This window comes from Enterobacter roggenkampii (genome assembly GCF_001729805.1).
Taxonomy (GTDB): domain Bacteria; phylum Pseudomonadota; class Gammaproteobacteria; order Enterobacterales; family Enterobacteriaceae; genus Enterobacter; species Enterobacter roggenkampii.
This window is the reverse complement of the sequence record NZ_CP017185.1, coordinates 116,264-134,535: the sequence shown is the minus strand read 5'-3', so window position 1 is coordinate 134,535 and position 18,272 is coordinate 116,264. Positions and strand designations below refer to the sequence as shown.

The following is an 18,272-nucleotide window of genomic DNA, read 5'->3' as shown; positions in this document are numbered from 1 at the left end:
CCACACGTAGGGCTATTCGTTCAATATAGTAAATAACGTCAGACACATACCCAGCCAAAGTTTAGCTGGCGCTCAACTATTCCAGCTGTGAACGTTAACCTGATACACTGTGCTAAAGTCATTTGTTGTAGTGCTCTCACTTGCTACCTTATCGGTATGTGCCCATGCAGATGCCTATACGCGACTTGCGCTGGAGGCCGATAGAACCAGTTTTTCGGATTGCCAGAGAGCAACGCCCAGATATGGCGGTAACTCAGCCTCACTGACATGTTTTGTATCTACTCAAGCAGTTCAGAATCATCTGGCATAAATTATCTACCCTCATCCCGCCAACATCAGTACATCGGTTAAGGGAATATAGTCGTGTACATGATGCCCTTAAGTTTCGACTGGCAGATCTCAGTCACCATACTTTGGCATTTACTTTGATACTGTAAAGATGCGAGTTCAAGATTGGTTATATTGGTGTCTCACAGAATGTGATAAACAATAGAAAGACACTTAATCATGCACCGTAGAATCCTGAAAACAAAACAACTATTTATAAAATATATTGGATTTTTCCCATGGAGCTTTAACAACTTCACCATTTAGGTAAAATATAACCTTATCTTTTAATCTGCCCCAGTTTCTATATATATATCTTAGTTCAGAGGCAGTTATTTTAAGTCCATAAAAATTTTTATCTTTATTTATAACACCTTGAACATTTAATCCATCCAAGATAAAATGTAACCTACGCTTAGAGTCTGATGATTGCTGAGCTATCATTTCAATTCCATTTTTGCTCCCCCTTTTCCACCATAACCATTCATCGACATGCTTAGACGAAATTTTTAGTTTTTTGTGCTTAGCTGCAATTTCGAAATAATTTCTAAAATCAAATCCGAATCGCTCTGGTCTTCCTATTTTAGCCATTTCCATAGCCTTATTCAAAACAGAATAATTAAATTTATGATGACCTTCTCTTATTCTATCGAATTCATTACTTAATGCAGACCTTAATGGATCACTGTAACTATTAATTATCATTGACCGAGTACTTCTAGTCCCTCTTCTTGCCCATAAGTTGTTTTTGGTAGAGGAGATATTAAAAACATTATTTTTATGGAAGTCTTCCACTTTTTTAAATATAACGGATCTCTCAATGTGGATAATCCATACATGAGATCCCCACAATTGAAGTTTTTAACAATAGAAATATTGCAGTTATCAATGGTTGTTTTTTTCGCTAAAGACGGTAATTTCAGTGAAACTACACTATCTAATTTTTCTCCGTAGCTTTGCTCATATTTATTGTAATAAGTCTTTATTTTTTTATCATACCTTATCATTTACCGTCCATATTAACAGCACACTATATAATTAACTGGAAAAATTAAATCATAATTATATAGACAAGCATTTATGTTATCACTAAGATTTAAGAAACAGATTAACATCAAACTTAATGACATCCGTCTTTGCTTTATTAGACAAATCAGCCCTTAATTCATGGGTATTTCTCTTACATAAGCTAAGTGTCAAGTTCTTTCCCTCTACGCCCGATAAAAGTTCTTCAGATATATTTTGCATGAATGTAAAATGTTCTAGCTCTACTGGTTGTTGTGGAGACAAATAATGAGATATATTAGTTAATGATGAAAGAGGAAGATAGCCTAAATGCATCAACGCACAATCTCGCATAATTTGGCTTGAACGCCCATTTGCATTCTGTAGCAAATGTAAGAATTGAAAATCTGCGGTCACCTGAAATATACCAAGAACATCACCATCATCAAGGCATGAAAGATATTTCATAAAAATCTCATGCATAATATTATTTTTTTGATCTGCACTTTCTCTGATATCGCAAAACATAATATTGGGATATAATGTAACAACTCCTACTTCATGACCGCAAGATAAAGTCTTTAATTTTTTGGCTAGAGCACCTCCTTTCAGATTCTTCTTCATTCCTTCTAAATTGTATATATCTTTTTCATTCACACTGTAATAAGCACCATGATCTCCAAAAACATTCTCAAGACCTACATTCGCTAATGTTCCAACCAATTTATGAAAACTATTAAGCAGTGAATCAGCACGTTCCTCTAAGGATTTTCCTTTCTTTTTATCTTCCGTAACTTCAGTAACAGCACTTAAAAACGTGCTATATCCACGTAACATAGCAACGTTATCATCGACATTTTTATCTCCCACACCTCTATCTTTAGTGTTATAAGCTTTGATGGGATTTAGTTTGTGATTTGCTTCGACATATATGCATGGGAATAATACTCTTATTTGTTCATTTGTTAATTTTGATAATCTGCTATTTACTCCAGAATCATTTTCTAAAGCTTTTAGTAGTAGTTCCGCTACTTCTTTTTCCTGGGCTAATAACCCAGCCTCTTTGTTATTCGCCACATCAAGTAGTTGAATGTAATTTAAATCAATTTGAGGCAAGCTAATAAAATCGTCCTTTGAATCATATGAATCATATGAATCATATGATTCATCTCTCGACGATGCATATGGTTGCTCAACTCCTTTAACATCCAAATTCAGCTTCTTTATTTTCTGTGCACTTAACATGTTGTTCCTGTTCCTTTTTTCGCCGCTTACGATATACGCAGTAAAAATTACGTTTTACAAATGAACCCTTTTTATCTATGAGTAAATATAAAATGGGTTAAAAAAATCACTCAAGTTAGTCTTGGTAGTAGTGGGGACTTACTACTTGCTAATTAATCTATCTGCAGACATTCGTAAACGTTGACGGATAAAGCTATTATTAGGAGGCTCAACTTTATATCCGACAATTATAACCCCTGTACCAACTCCATATCTTGGTGGAATTGACGCTGCACAAAAGTAGTTAATTTTTAAATTTGATATTGGCATTAGCTCATGAAATACATCAGATGATTGAAAGCAACCTACACCTTCATTTATTAACTCGACCAAAATATCAGTCGCAGCAATGTAAGGCACTAAAATAATGTTTGACATACCTTCGGAGTCAGGAACCCGAGTACCATTAACAAACATATATCTTAATACTCTTATATTCTCCTTTCTTTCAAAAACCCAAATTGCAATTGCATCAGGATTTAGATCTTTATCTAATGAAATAACCTCTTCAGGGACCTCTTTGTTATTAAGTATTGGCTCTTGTGATCTTTCCAAAAACCATAAAAACAAGTCATTTCTATATGGATAGACGACGATAATCATACCAAAAAATAATGATATGAAAACTGTGAACCATAATTTCTTCCAGGTATCAATAGACTTGATTAACTCAATAAAATAAAAAACAATGGCCTTTACATTACCATCTTTCAATCTGCTATCACTTGCATCATTTTCAGTACTTCCGTCTTTTTTTTTCCATTACGTTTTAATCACTCCTCTTGTTAAATAATCTTTGCCTGATAATTTTATTTATATGAAAATTATCAGGCACAAGGGCATAATTATTTATTGAGTCAAATAAATCTCAAATTGATATAAATGATTTAATCACGCTGATTAATTTTACACTTTTAAATTATCTCAACCAAGTTTCAATTACCACGCTACATAAAATATCTTCATTAAAAACGTCATGGTGTAAACTAAAAAAATCAATAAATGAAGTTGCTTTGGATGAAATAAAAAACATCCCACCCAAACATTAATATGGCACTCATAAAGATTTTATATAAAATAGCAATACCATCAAGTATTATACATCCCACTCAATAGTAATGTGACAATTTTCTAGTTCACATAATGTTTTGGGCTTGCTTAATTGCTTGCTCACCATTCATACCGTTAAATAGTGCCTCTTCAGCTACACGACGTCGTGTTAATCCCAACATAACTTTACCATTGTTTTTATTCCATTTATGAAACTCCATTGAAGCACCTTTGTAGTCTAACAAGTTAATCTTTCTTAGCAAGGTTGAATCTCCTAAGCCTTCAGCAACATTATCACTGTCTATATCCAAACCAACGTTGTATGAGAAGCTCACCAACGCATCAAACTGCCCTTGAGTTAAAGGAACAGTAACAAGAGAGTTAACACCTTGTTCAAACTTATTTAGATCGTTCAGAAAAGCTTTATCTGCTTGTTCTTGTGTCCAAACCAGTCCCGGTATCACTTCAGGACCAGTATGCCCCCATCCAATAGTCCATGGATTACCGTCTAAACTACCAGGATCAGGATATGACTGGAGTTTACAACTCTCAAAATAATGGATTACATAGATGCCGTTCTGCGAAATTTTCATAAATACAATCTCTTATTAAAAATATACATTATTAGATGTAAAGCTTACTATTTACTCCATAGATAAAATTATTTTCATTTTGTTTTTAGCAAGAACAAAAATCAACTATTCAAGTTATAAATGAAATATTTTGTTAACTTTTTATTGGAATTGATATAACGTTAAATTTTTGTTGGAGTTAACTATTGAAATATATCTACTATCAATTTTTATTCATTTAGTTTCTCACACTCTAAAATAAATCATCTTGTGTTTTGACTCAATTATTTACCAATAACCCCCCCATCCTGGAGACAATAAATTTTTGTGTATTCATATAATAATTATTAATTTAGTAAAATAATAAAACCCGTAAGAAAATATAATTGCATTTATTTTAATTCTGGTAGTATGTATGAGGGTTCGAATTTAATACCCTTCTTCCTGATATTAACTAAAGTCATCAGCCTTTCTTTCAATATTGTCGACTCTTTTGCGAAATTATTTTTATTCATCGCGCTTCGTAATAATAAAATGGAAGTTATTCCACCCAATGCAGCTGTGCTCGCCGCTACTGTATTTGCTACACTTGCTTGATATTGACTTTCCTCATCCCAACTATAAATAGAGTTTGCTAACCAACTAATACCACTAACCCCTAGAAGTATCCCACTAGTTATGCCCAGCATCTTACTTCCAGTCCTTAATTTTAAACGTTCAACTAAAAAAGGATTTGTCTCATAAAGATCAGTCCCATATTTAAAGCTCCTTATCTCTGACAAGGTCATACTGTTAACGATCTCTCTCAAAACTCCTTCTAGCTCCTTGTCGTTGTGAGTATATCTCTCAAGTATTGTCTCAAGTTCATCTAATAAAATTGATCTTGGTCCATTTTTATCTATATTCGTATGAGTTGAGTTTAACCGAGTTATTTCAAACAATTCATCTGTTGCATCCCTATCTATTTCTTCAATAGGAATTGTTATGTATTTTTTATTCGAATTACTTTGTTCTTTTTCGGGATTAACACTTAAAACATTTCTTGGTTCTACATGCTTAACTGGCAGGTTTTCGATCTTATCATATGAATCATTATTCTTTACCTCTCTCTGGTCTTCGTAATCTGAATAATTTCCTGATAAAGATCTTTCTTTCATCTTTAACATGTTTATTTCCTTTTTGAGTGCGCCAAAAACCACATGAAAAGTTCATATTTAATTTTAATCATAAATAATTAATACTTCCTTAATAACCTCACAAATTTCCCCACTTAAATACTTGTATTCTATATATAAATAATCACCATTACTGCCATGCTCTCATCAAAAAAAAGATTAATAATATTGACATATACAATTTAATGATCACAACCTCACTTACCTAAAAAAGAAAAAATATAAATGCACATGGCATTGCTTTACATGCATTAATACAGAACAATTCTATTTTTAATTAAAATAATTATATAGCATACATCTTAAATTTTCATTCACTGACTCTTTGTCATTTTTTCTTCATGCTAAGTTCATTTTTCACAATAGGAGATATAATCTCGTTGTGATTTGTTAAAGATACCGGGATCGTCACAGCATAATTAAGTACAAGTCTGGGACGATTTCCTAGTGACTGCCAAAAATTCCCAAGGCTACCCAACTCATCTTTTGGTGGTATAACACGAGTAAATGCGCCGGGAAAATTTTTTAATTGACGATTGTTAATGAGTGCATTTAATACCTGATTCATTACTATCGCTGACTGGTTTAACGGTCCACCATCTGGACTTCCTTCAGTAGCTGCTTTATCCCAATACATAATTAAATAATTACAGCATACATTAACTTTGGATGGTTTCAATTGGCCGCCAGTATATTGCCGGGACTCTCCCATTTTCAATACTAAGTCTTCATGAATATCATACAAAAATATGCTAACCGTTGGCTGGATAGGAGGGCTATTCGGTTCGGGAAGATCAAACCGAATATCGACAGTATCATCAACATATTCCTTAAGTGCACTTAATAATGCTTCATTAACCTTAAGAACGGATATGTCTGCACTAATAGTCATAGTCATAAAACCTCATATTAATATTATATTGCTATTGATAAACGTCCAGTTTTTTCCAATTCACGTCGCAAAGCTAGATTTATATGCTCTCCAGTGATGCCGCTCACTCCTTCATCTTTCGCCTTCCAAGCTGACATCAGGGCTATATTACGAATGTTTGCCCCGGTCAACTCATAATTTCTTGCCAACATAGCAAAATCAATATCCTCAGATATGTTTAATTCCTTTGGCCATATTCTCAACCACATTTCCTCCCGAAGTTCAGCATCAGGGAAATTAAACCTTGTAATGAACGTGAATCTACGGGTAAAAGCATCATCCAGATGGTTGCGATTATTAGTTGCCAGGATAACCAATCCAGGATAGTTTTCAAGCCTCTGTAGAAGATATGCAACTTCAATGTTGGCATGCCGATCCTTTGAATCGCTCACCGCGGTGCGTTTTCCAAACAAAGCATCAGCTTCGTCAAAAAAAAGCACTCCTGCATCAGCTTCCGCGAGGTCGAAAATTCTTGACAAATTCTTTTCGGTTTCCCCCACATATTTGTTAACCACTGTAGAAAGATCTACTTTGATTAAGTCGACACCCAGCTGTCCTGCTATTACCTCTGCCGCCATGGTTTTCCCCGTTCCGGAGTGGCCACAAAATAAGGCACTCACTCCCGTTCCATAACCAACTTTGGAGGCGAAGCCCATTTCCAGAACGGCATCACGATGCTTTGCTGCTATCAAAATCTCTGTAAGCTGTATTTTCAACTCATCTGATGCTACCAGGTCATCAAAGGTACGTTTAGGCTCCTTGCGCTGAGCTAGCTTACCAAAATCTTTCCTTGCATGGAGCCTGAAAGCCTTGTTCAAATCGACCGTACGAACAATGTCTGCTGTATTTCGTAAGGCTCGATAACTTTTAGCTTCCTGCAAGATCAAGGGTAAAGTTGTGGGTGTGAATGAAAAGCGTCGGCAGAACTCAGAAGTATCAATTTCCGCACAAAATTCTCCGTCAAGTAACTGTACCAGTAACTTTTCTTTTTCGGATCGAAGAAGCCCTGTCACGGGGACGATCAACTGTGGAACTCCAGGCAGCGCTATATTCCCCATTTGCCTCTCGCATAGTACTACGATACGCATACCTGGCTGTGGCAGATGCATCGCCAAATGAATCGAAATTGATTGCATCTCCCCCTCAAACTCAGCATGGCGAATGACGAATACAGCTTCATGCATGCGTACTTCGCGAAGTGCTTCGCGCAGAGTTGTATGAGCACGAACGGGATCGTTCGGCAACTTTTTTATGTCCATATACAAAACAGGATAGCCCAGTCGGCTCGCAGCCCCCCTGATAGCACCCAGCCGCCCACTCCCGATCGCACCTTCCAGCATCAACACAGGATAAATACCGTCTCCACTTGCTTGCCCTTGTACCTGTATGGCAGTAAATACTTCCGGGCGAGTGTACAGTGCCTGGCAGCTGTCCTGAGGATACCACTCGGTACACCTTTCTAATTCCGGTGAAGAATACCTATTTCCTGTCAGATACTGATAGACTCCTGTGGCAGTCTGGTACAGACTTTGAATCCAACTTTCCCCCTGACGCTCCCCACTCTTTTCAGTAGTGATTAACTGATTTTTTATTAGTGGTGACTGCGGTAAAAGGCTGAGTCGTGCATCTGCATCACGCAACGACGTTTTACCCAGTACCTCAAGGGCAAATTCAAAAGTGGGAAGACTCTTTTGACCTCTTCGTTGCAAGGCTGCGAAGAGTGAAAAATATCTACTGTCAATGTGTGGCAACAACCCCAGTATCAAAAGGTCGGCTTCAAATGGTGTTAATTCAAACCGTTCAATGAGAAGTGACAACCTATCCCCTGAACCGGTCTCCTGAAAAAATTTATTTACATGCCGGGCTTCTGTCTCTTTCATCCAATGAGGTTTATCAGGTGACTGATTTTCACAAGTCCTAATCTCCTCATCATCAAGCAAAAATCCCGTCAACACATGGGACTCCAGCGCCTCCCGATGCTGACTGGCATAGCGCTGTAAACATAAATCAATCCGTGCTAACTCCTTTAGAAGGATATGATAACAATGATTATCAGCATATTCCTGAACGGCGATCGGAAAAGATGTTACAGATGTATCCATATGAAATTCCTGACTAATAAATAACCTCGCAGAATGAATCATAGAGGCTGGGACCAGCGAATTGTAAGTGGCCTCTCTAACCACGGTAGCGCCACTAACTCAGTTGGCCACGACCAGTCATTAAAGAGCACATCAAATACTGCAGGCTGGACATATATGGTTGTATGCTCTGGGTCTGGAGAACACCAACCCGGTCGCTGTAGAAACCACTGGCGAAGATCACCAGAAGACAATTTTTGCCATTTAGCAGGCATGGCTCGCGGTATGTCTGCTAACCAGACACTGAGCTTCTGTCTGAGTTCTTCTTCAAGATCAATATCTTCATTTATATCCCTGCCAGATAACCCACAAAGCCGCCGACTAACTGTCGGTAACTTCAGAGGCTCCGACTCCCCCCTTGACAACCAATCCAGACATAAGGCAGCCTGGTGCTGTGCGTACGTGTTAATAAATCTTTTATTCTTCAGTAATCCAAGCTGGCGAAATAACTCAGGCATGAATGGCCAGAGCAACACGAGACCAGCATCGTTTATTTGATGCCAGTAAGTCGCACCTGCCACCTGCTCTGCAGCGTGTGATGACTTACGACAATCCGGGGCTAAACTTTTGTAAATTTGTCTGGCAATAGCATCAGTGTTTTCGCCTGATATACCATGAATGGGTATCTCTGCATTTGAACGGTCAATTTGCTGGCAGCCATCGTTATTCACCGTTTTCTCACTACTTTTATCCGATCCTGTATCCAGTCCCATCATGTGAAGATGGCATTCTCCCTGCAATAAGGACTCACCGGGAAACCATACATCTTCATTGTATTTGGACACTGCTGTGGAGTTGAGGCTCAGCTGGCCAGTCGGTGACAACCCGTCTCCCCCTACTATGTCAACACGATCCAGCTTTGTATTACTCATCAGCCTCATTGCTTTAGGATAATGTTCTTCCTTTACGACGGGAAACCATACATCTTTTCTGTAATTGGATACTTCTGTGGGGTTGATGCTCAGCTGGCCAGTCGGTGACAACCCGTCTCCCCCTACTATGTCACCACGATCCAGCTTTGTATTACCCATCAGCCTCATTGCTTTAGGATAATGTTCTTCCTTTACGACGGGAAACCATACATCTTTTCTGTAATTGGATACTTCTGTGGGGTTGACGTGCTGGGAAGCGGATGACAACCCGTCGCCAAATACTACGTTAGCAATATCACCGCGCTCTATCTTTTTTATAGACCTTACAGTGTGAAATTGAATTTCTCTGATCGATGAGGCTTTTTCCGGCAACCGCGAATTAGCGGACAGACCGAACTCTGGTGCCGCATCGCCATCAGAAAGCCCGATTAGTTGCCGTTCCCACTCAGTAGCGTACTCCGCAGGAAGATCCGTTCTAACATGTGCCGTTAGCTCTTCATTGAGCCAAAGGGAACGTAACCAACGGCGAAGCGGAGCTTTAAACAAGTTCGGAGTCTTCGTTAAGGAAAGCAATGATTGCATCTGTTTACGGGCTTGTGATGTGCCAGCCCATTCTCTGCGCATCCAGTTGCACCATTCTTGCATACTCTCTGAAGATGAAGGCGGTTCAGGGGGGGGGGGTCGGGATGGCGCATGAAATAGTAAAGAGCACATAGCCTCAAGCCTCCTCCTGAACCACTTACGAACGCTGAACATTCTGGCGCCCATTGACGACACAGGAATGTAAGTGTGTCTGGGTGCAAGCGATGCTCCAAACAGATACCCGTCGGCAAAAGAGCATAGCCCGCAACCACAGGCTCCCAGTGTTCAGCCCCATCTGTCAGTTGCTGTTTTATCCACTCATCAGGAAATTCATTGTTACTTAACAACACCTGTGACAGACGCGCTCGCGAGTCTGTCGTCGACTCCCATTTCCACTGGTCACGTGTCTGAACAAGATGTAAGCGCAGTACCTGTTCGAATTCCCTCTCTAATCGATGGCACAAAGTATGTTCAAAGTCATTCTGGGGAATATCGCCCAGTTTGACAACCAGTGGAGCGCTCAGCCGGATGGAAAGTCCTGCTGGCGTAACTTTTCTCAATACCCGATCTAATAGTCTGCGGATCTCATGGTGGAAGAGCCGACGGCAATTCTCGGCATGCCGTTCGGCACTCACAGACTGGAGGTCAAGCACGATCCGCAGACGACTTACGGAACTATAGTACATATCGTTTTTATAAACCTCTTCGCTGTTTCCGGCCCTGGTGACATAATTGTCAGACTCGCCAATCTGGTTATTAGTGAACCGCAGCGTCGTGTCAATTTTCACCTCCGCTGACCGCCAGCCCCTTGGCCATGTCCGCCTTCACCACCAGTTGCTGGCTGTTGCCCAGCATCAGACTGCTGTCGGGGTTCGGCGTCAGTCCTGGATTTTTCCCCACGGCTCGGCCCGCACTCCTCCACTTCAATCAGGTCTTGAAAATCCCTTTCCAGCTTCAGGCTACGTGTCTGGAACCTGAACTTCAGCTCCTCCGTTGTCGGCGCTTTTCTATTCCGGGAACGGATATTCTTTTTCGGGCTATCCATCATTGTTCTTCCTGATATAATTTGACATTACTGTCATATTTACGATTCATTCATCTGACGACACAAAATATAAACATAGCCATCTGATAACAAAATAATTACTATCCGACGGCTGCAAAAGGACTTAATGGAAAATATTTCTGATAATTAAAAATGGTATTCATTCTCCGACAAGAACACAACCATGATATTAATCCAACTCATGATGTATTTAACATTGGAACGTTAGAATAATCTTTTAACTCTCTGCTATAACCCAATTTATAAATTAATTCATTACAGTAATTCCCACTAACATTCATGACCTTCAATATAATATAGCTGATGTGCCATACTATGATAATTCCATGGCCAGACCGGAATTTAAAGTTTACACTCTTGTATTATTTCATAACCGCTAAATGATGTTATGGCTTTGCTAACATGTGTTCCTCCATTACATCTTGTTCTCCATCTGAGGACGGTCGCGTTATTACTTATTGTTAAACCAATAGCAAGTGCCTTAGTTGATATATTTTGTAACATAACCACTCTAGGGATGAATCCTCGTGAGTTACTAGTGTCTATACTTATCCCCATCCCCTCGAATAGATTGCCCTGCCCCATATAAGCACAAGCGCGACCACTAACAAGAATTCCCTCATTGCCATAATCCAGGGAAAATATAAAATCGACATCTATTGGCCAACCCCATTCCCAATAATGTATCTCGAAGGCTATTACATCGCCATTTGCCGTCATATATCCAGAATCTATATGAGCCTGCATTTGTGCAAATTTTTCCGTCGCAATATTGCTCGGATTGCTGCCGTCGTAATCACAGATTTGCGGCATGGCGTTATTACTCGGCTTATACCAGCGCATGCTGGAGCCTGAGGCCTTGATTATTTTACTTCCTCCATAGAAATGCACCCCAGTGTTGTCAGTCTCAAATGAGAGGCTGCCGTTTTTGATGGTGCTGTTTCCGGCCTTGGTGACATAATTATCAGGCACGCCAATCTGGTTATTATTGAACCGCAGCGTCGTGTCAATGTTCACCCCCACCCCGCTTCCGCTGACCGCCAGCCCCCTGGCCACGTCCGCCTTCACCTGCAGACCCGTGCCGGTCAGCTCCAGACCCGGCGTACCGCCCAGCGCCACCTTCAGCTGACTGTTGGCCACCGTCAGGCCGTTCCCCGCCGACGTGTTCACCCCCACCCCGCTTCCGCTGACGGACAGCCCCCTGGCCACATCCGCCTTCACCTGCAGACCCGTACCGGTCAGCTCCAGACCCGGCGTGCCGCCCAGCGCCACCTTCAGCTGATTTCCGGCCACCGTCAGGCCGTTCCCTGCCGACGTGTTCACCCCCACCCCGCTCCCGCTGACCGCCAGCCCCCTTGCCACGTCCGCCTTCACCTGCAGACCCGTGCCGGTCAGCTCCAGACCCGGCGTGCCGCCCAGCGCCACCTTCAGCTGGTTTCCGGCCACCGTCAGGCCGTTCCCTGCCGACGTGTTCACCCCCACCCCGCTCCCGCTGACCGCCAGCCCCCTTGCCACGTCCGCCTTCACCTGCAGACCCGTGCCGGTCAGCTCCAGCCCCGGCGTGCCGCCCAGCGCCACCTTCAGCTGGTTTCCGGCCACCGTCAGGCCATTCCCCGCCGAGGTGTTCACCCCCACCCCGCTCCCGCTGACCGCCAGCCCCCTTGCCACGTCCGCCTTCACCTGCAGACCCGTGCCGGTCAGCTCCAGCCCCGGCGTGCCGCCCAGCGCCACCTTCAGCTGATTTCCGGCCACCGTCAGGCCGTTCCCCGCCGACGTGTTCACCCCCACCCCGCTTCCGCTGACCGCCAGCCCCCTTGCCACGTCCGCCTTCACCACCAGTTGCTGGCTGTCGTCCAGCATCAGGCCGCTGTCAGGGTTCGGCGTCTGTCCCGGATTTTTCCCCACGGCCCGTCGTCCGCACTCCGCCACATCAATCAGATCGTGAAAATCTTTTTCCAGCGGCAGGCTACGTGCCTGGAACCTGGACTTCAGCTCCTCCGTTGTCGGGGCGTCTGTATTCCGTGAACGGGTGTTTTTTTTTGGACTATCCATTAATTATCTCCTGATGTAATTTTTTTACCGTCACCTTTACGGTTCATTAATCTGATGGCTAAATGTATAAGCATAGCCCTTCGCTCCACCAAATAATCATTTCCCGATGGTAGCCAAATGATAATACCCGGAATGTTTATTGTGTGCGGATAATGCATTACAGGTGTTTTTTGCCCCTCAATTAGAATGCAACATCAACATCAACATCAACATCAACATCAACATCAACATCAACATCAATAAGACTTGGCATATATTTAATAAGAAATCTCTATAAATTCACCTGGTCTATGATTTTGAAACCACCGAACCCATTCAAGCCCCTATGGTAATAATTCCCACCATTGACCCTGACTTTCCACCTAATATGCATCCAGGCATCCTCAAATTTATTTGGAGTAGAGAAAGCCATAGCCAATTTATTATTATTATTATTTTGCAAAAGATAAATCTTAGTAATATTTCCATTTATTTTATTAATATCTATGTGTATTCCAGGACAACGCCAGATATTACCCGCTCCCATAAATGAGGATACCCTGCCAGTAACAATCCCCGGTTTGTCAGCGTTTTCTACCTCTACACCAATTACAAAGTCAATATCGATCGGGACAAAAGCATCCTTCTCGCTCACCTCAAAAGCGACAAGGTCTCCCTTATGTTTAGAATATCCCCCCCATGAGTTGATTTCATTTACTACAAAATGTTCTGTCGCAATATTACTCGGATTGCTGCCGTCGTAATCACAGATTTGCGGCATGGCGTTATTACTCGGCTTATACCAGCGCATGCTGGAGCCTGAGGCCTTGATTATTTTACTTCCTCCATAGAAATGCACCCCAGTGTTGTCAGTCTCAAATGAGAGGCTGCCGTTTTTGATGGTGCTGTTTCCGGCCTTGGTGACATAATTATCAGGCACGCCAATCTGGTTATTATTGAACCGCAGCGTCGTGTCAATGTTCACCCCCACCCCGCTCCCGCTGACCGCCAGCCCTTTTGCCACGTCCGCCTTCACCTGCAGACCCGTGCCGGTCAGCTCCAGCCCCGGCGTGCCGCCCAGCGCCACCTTCAGCTGACTGTTGGCCACCGTCAGGCCGTTCCCCGCCGACGTGTTCACCCCCACCCCGCTTCCGCTGACGGACAGCCCCCTGGCCACGTCCGCCTTCACCTGCAGACCCGCGTCAGTCAGCTCCAGCCCCGGCGTGCCGCCCAGCGCCACCTTCAGCTGGTTTCCGGCCACCGTCAGGCCGTTGCCCGCCGAGGTGTTCACCCCCACCCCGCTCCCGCTGACCGCCAGCCCCCTGGCCACGTCCGCCTTCACCTGCAGACCCGTGCCGGTCAGCTCCAGCCCCGGCGTGCCGCCCAGCGCCACCTTCAGCTGGTTTCCGGCCACCGTCAGGCCATTCCCCGCCGAGGTGTTCACCCCCACCCCGCTCCCGCTGACCGCCAGCCCTTTTGCCACGTCCGCCTTCACCTGCAGACCCGTGCCGGTCAGCTCCAGACCCGGCGTGCCGCCCAGCGCCACCTTCAGCTGGTTTCCGGCCACCGTCAGGCCGTTCCCTGCCGACGTGTTCACCCCCACCCCGCTCCCGCTGACCGCCAGCCCCCTTGCCACGTCCGCCTTCACCTGCAGACCCGTGCCGGTCAGCTCCAGCCCCGGCGTGCCGCCCAGCGCCACCTTCAGCTGGTTTCCGGCCACCGTCAGGCCATTCCCCGCCGAGGTGTTCACCCCCACCCCGCTCCCGCTGACCGCCAGCCCTTTTGCCACGTCCGCCTTCACCTGCAGACCCGTGCCGGTCAGCTCCAGCCCCGGCGTGCCGCCCAGCGCCACCTTCAGCTGGTTTCCGGCCACCGTCAGGCCGTTCCCCGCCGAGGTGTTCACCCCCACCCCGCTCCCGCTGACCGCCAGCCCCCTTGCCACGTCCGCCTTCACCTGCAGACCCGTGCCGGTCAGCTCCAGCCCCGGCGTGCCGCCCAGCGCCACCTTCAGCTGACTGTTGGCCACCGTCAGGCCGTTCCCCGCCGACGTGTTCACCCCCACCCCGCTCCCGCTGACGGACAGCCCCCTTGCCACGTCCACCTTCACCACCAGTTGCTGGCTGTCGTCCAGCATCAGGCCGCTGTCAGGGTTCGGCGTCTGTCCCGGATTTCTCCCCACGGCCCGTCGCCCGCACTCCGCCACATCAATCAGATCGTGAAAATCCGTTTCCAGCGGCAGGCTACGTGCCTGGAACCTGGACTTCAGCTCCTCCGTCGTCGGGGCGTCTGTATTCCGGGAGCGGGTGTTGTTTTTCGCACTATTCATTGTTTTATCCTGCAATTTTTATTGTCCGTGTTACATGCCAGAACCACTTATTTGCTATTCATATAATTCACGATGCGAATCATATGGAGTCGTCAACTAATGGTACATAGAACAACTGATCTTCCTCGATCACATCACTGTTCCACTCGGAACCGTCCTCACCAACAACGTCTGCCTGTTGCACCGCCGTGGCCACATACATAGAACCAATTCCATCCAGTCCGTAAGGTATATTGCCCAGCGACAACATTCTGAGCAGCTCAAACGACTTATCTCCCAGGGCTGCGCCGTCGCTCTGCCACTGGCTATAGGTGTGGGCGAACTGGTTGAATTCCCAGCGCGGCTTCCAGTGAAGCAACACCCCGATATGTGAAGGTACTTCACCAAGGATAGCTTCCCTAACCCATGCTTCTGCCGCATATGGGTCTTCCGTTAGTTCAAGCAGAAGTGCCTGATTAAATACCACACTGACCATGAAGGAGAAACGATCTTTCACAGCATGACTACTGCTGGCAAAGTGCCACTGATAATGACTTGTTTGTACATCATGCGGCAGGGGGTCGTTACAATGTATCACCAAAGTATTTGCTATCGGATCAACGCTAACCACTGTCAATTTTCGGATTAAATCATCATAAGAACGACCTTTGATCGCATTCTTTGTTATTTGATATTCCAGTACTAAAACATCACCAGGCATAATCATGACCGGGAAAGGAGAGCACATAAGACGCTTTTGATCGCCAGGTAAGTTAGTCTGATCCGAATCGTAGATTAACGGAAAATTCATGTCTTCCAGCCAGACATCACTGTTTTGCCAGGACAGTGTCTGCGGTGACGCACTCAGAATGTCACTCAGATTTCTCTTTAACTGAACGCTGGCGGTAAGACTCAGAGAAAAATACATATGTTGAGGGTCAATACGGCGGACCATTTGCCCACGAATACGGAACTCGTCTTTGGTTCCCTGATTTAACAATACATCCACCATGTGACCCACTGTGAGCCCGCCTAAATTCTCGCAGGTTAGTGTCAGGAACTCTTCTCCATCGATCTCCTCTGCCACAACAAAGACTGGTGTCTGACGTAGGTTATATTGTGGATCAGGCTGGAGTGGCATAAGTGCTTTATGCTCAACCAGGTAGAAAGGCAGTTCGGCGAATGGTGTTGTATCATCAAAAATGGCCGCCCCCCCCAGACCAAGACGTGCTGCGATACGGCGCTGCAAGGACGATACCTGATCACAACGAATGTTGGCACGGTGATAACCGAGTTCTGCCAGTCGTGACAAGTATCCCTGCTGGGAGGCAAGATACTGTTCCGAAGGCTGACCGAAGATTTCTGGCGCAAGCTGACAATAAAAATAGCTAAGTAAATATCCAATAATGGACAGCTCATGCGATCGGTCATGGCTGCTTTTAGCCAGATTATCTTTCAGAACAGAACTATATGCGCGATGCACGTCATCACTGATGGTGTCAGCAGCAAAAGGCCACTGTGCTCCCCAGACCACGTCTCCCTGCCGTTTAAAAGACAACAGATCCGGTAATATCGCCTGCTGCTGGCAAGCATTTGCGAGAATTTGCTCAAACATGAGCAAAAACTGATGCAGGTGGGTTTGTACCGAAGAGGTCGCCGGGATTTTCAGATTATAACAGGGCGGAATGATCTCCGTTGCTGGATAATACTTGCCCGGCTCACGCCAACGACCATACGGTAAAACCTTCGCTGAATTCAGGATTAGAGCCGGGCGCTTAATTTCAGCCTGAATTTCTTCTTTACTCGAGTTTAACGGAATATCTCCGTTAGCCAGTAACTGGACATAATTTCCTTCTGACATCACAGCAAGCGGATCTTCCCCCCATAATCTCGGGTATGTTCCTGCAGAATTTGCTACCCATTGCCAATGCGATGGCGTTTCTGAACCACAGCTCAGTTTACGGATCCCTTTCACACCTTTAACTGTCAACAGCGCATCGACTAAACCACTTAAACTCACCGTGGCATGGGTGCTGCTGTCAATATGAGGTGGCAGTGAGGGGAGCCAGCCATGACGCAGCCAAGGTCCCTGAAAGATATCCTCAGTGCTCATGCCAATATCTCGTAACTGAGTGGTGGAGTAGCGAGCAAGTGGAGGCCGAATATAATTCTCAGCAACCTGATAAATATTTGCATAAATTACGGCCACATTACTGTTGGCACTGATGTTGTCTTCCAGTTCGATAATCAGATCCAGCATCAGATCTTCCGGCTCTAGCCAGACCACACGACTAACACTTTCACCCAAATTACGATTATTGAGCAGAAAAGACGCAAGTGCGGTGCTTGCAGGCAGAGGATCCTTTTCAGTTTCACGGGAAGGCACAAGATAAAGATGATAATTACCCAGTAATGAAATTTGAAACGCTGTACTTTCAGAGTTTTCCTCAGGCTTCGTGAATTGGTATTCCCGAAATTCAGGGTTATACCAGTACTGGTACCGATCTGCTTCCGGTTCCCGTACCAGACGTACGTTACTGAAGAAGAAATAACCCTCCTCGGTACCTGAACTGTGTAAATCCAGTATCGCCCGGCGATAATCCTGTTCGCTGACCGGCCCGCATGTCAACGCCTGTTGGGGACCAAACTCCTGAGGGAATAATCCCCCATCAACAACCTGTTGGGATGGAGATGGGGTAAGAAGATCGGTCAATGGCCGGGTTTGACGATATGCAAGGTCTGCCACACCATAGCTCAACGCCTCTAACAAAGTGATCCCAGGATCATGTTCTGCAGTATCCGTCCAGCATTGTCCTGCATAAGTTGTCAGTACTTTCGTTGCCTGCGCTAACAAATTATCAAACACGATTTCATCCCGAACCACCGGGAACAGCGCATCTGTATTACTCATAATTAGTCCTTAAACGGAGC

Annotated in this window: 14 protein-coding genes; all 14 read right to left on the bottom strand. The window is 44.5% G+C overall.

What is annotated here, in order from left to right; all coding sequences use genetic code 11:
* Positions 1-537: 537 nt before the first annotated feature.
* On the bottom strand, positions 538-1,032 hold the full coding sequence (locus BFV67_RS22955) for a hypothetical protein (protein ID WP_157888852.1): 495 nt from the start codon (positions 1,030-1,032) through the stop codon (positions 538-540).
* Complete coding sequence (locus BFV67_RS24385; protein ID WP_157888851.1) at positions 1,029-1,334, bottom strand: hypothetical protein; 306 nt, start codon at positions 1,332-1,334, stop codon at positions 1,029-1,031. Before BFV67_RS24385 ends, BFV67_RS22955 begins: the two co-directional genes overlap by 4 nt.
* Before the next feature lie 82 nt (positions 1,335-1,416).
* Positions 1,417-2,577 carry a hypothetical protein gene (locus BFV67_RS22950; RefSeq protein WP_069599081.1) on the bottom strand — a complete coding sequence of 387 codons (1,161 nt, stop codon included), beginning with the start codon at positions 2,575-2,577 and terminating at the stop codon, positions 1,417-1,419.
* A gap of 141 nt (positions 2,578-2,718) precedes the next feature.
* Positions 2,719-3,330 (bottom strand): hypothetical protein, encoded by a 612-nt coding sequence (locus BFV67_RS24380; RefSeq protein ID WP_157888850.1) that lies wholly within the window; start codon positions 3,328-3,330, stop codon positions 2,719-2,721.
* A 422-nt stretch (positions 3,331-3,752) separates the two neighbouring features.
* Positions 3,753-4,259: a lysozyme gene (locus tag BFV67_RS22945; protein ID WP_069599080.1), complete on the bottom strand. Its 507-nt coding sequence runs from the start codon at positions 4,257-4,259 to the stop codon at positions 3,753-3,755.
* Between the two features lie 371 nt (positions 4,260-4,630).
* Positions 4,631-5,404 carry a hypothetical protein gene (locus BFV67_RS22940; RefSeq protein WP_069599079.1) on the bottom strand — a complete coding sequence of 258 codons (774 nt, stop codon included), beginning with the start codon at positions 5,402-5,404 and terminating at the stop codon, positions 4,631-4,633.
* 337 nt (positions 5,405-5,741) lie between these two features.
* The gene (locus BFV67_RS23755; RefSeq protein WP_157888849.1) at positions 5,742-6,305 is read right to left on the bottom strand and encodes a Pvc16 family protein; all 564 of its coding nucleotides are present in this window, start codon (positions 6,303-6,305) and stop codon (positions 5,742-5,744) included.
* A gap of 23 nt (positions 6,306-6,328) precedes the next feature.
* Positions 6,329-8,446, bottom strand: a complete 2,118-nt coding sequence (locus BFV67_RS22935; protein WP_069599078.1) for an ATP-binding protein — start codon at positions 8,444-8,446, stop codon at positions 6,329-6,331.
* Positions 8,447-8,484: 38 nt separating this feature from the next.
* Positions 8,485-9,981 carry a contractile injection system tape measure protein gene (locus tag BFV67_RS22930; protein ID WP_157888848.1) on the bottom strand — a complete coding sequence of 499 codons (1,497 nt, stop codon included), beginning with the start codon at positions 9,979-9,981 and terminating at the stop codon, positions 8,485-8,487.
* Positions 9,918-10,625: a contractile injection system tape measure protein gene (locus BFV67_RS24950; protein WP_418251763.1), complete on the bottom strand. Its 708-nt coding sequence runs from the start codon at positions 10,623-10,625 to the stop codon at positions 9,918-9,920. Before BFV67_RS24950 ends, BFV67_RS22930 begins: the two co-directional genes overlap by 64 nt.
* A gap of 91 nt (positions 10,626-10,716) precedes the next feature.
* Positions 10,717-10,839, bottom strand: coding sequence for a hypothetical protein (locus BFV67_RS24790; RefSeq protein WP_256388759.1), 123 nt, complete (start codon positions 10,837-10,839; stop codon positions 10,717-10,719).
* Between the two features lie 508 nt (positions 10,840-11,347).
* Positions 11,348-13,057: an autotransporter outer membrane beta-barrel domain-containing protein gene (locus BFV67_RS22915; RefSeq protein ID WP_069599074.1), complete on the bottom strand. Its 1,710-nt coding sequence runs from the start codon at positions 13,055-13,057 to the stop codon at positions 11,348-11,350.
* 271 nt (positions 13,058-13,328) lie between these two features.
* Positions 13,329-15,362 (bottom strand): autotransporter outer membrane beta-barrel domain-containing protein, encoded by a 2,034-nt coding sequence (locus BFV67_RS22910; protein ID WP_069599073.1) that lies wholly within the window; start codon positions 15,360-15,362, stop codon positions 13,329-13,331.
* Between the two features lie 79 nt (positions 15,363-15,441).
* The gene (locus BFV67_RS22905) at positions 15,442-18,252 is read right to left on the bottom strand and encodes a hypothetical protein (RefSeq protein ID WP_069599072.1); all 2,811 of its coding nucleotides are present in this window, start codon (positions 18,250-18,252) and stop codon (positions 15,442-15,444) included.
* Positions 18,253-18,272 lie beyond the last annotated feature (20 nt).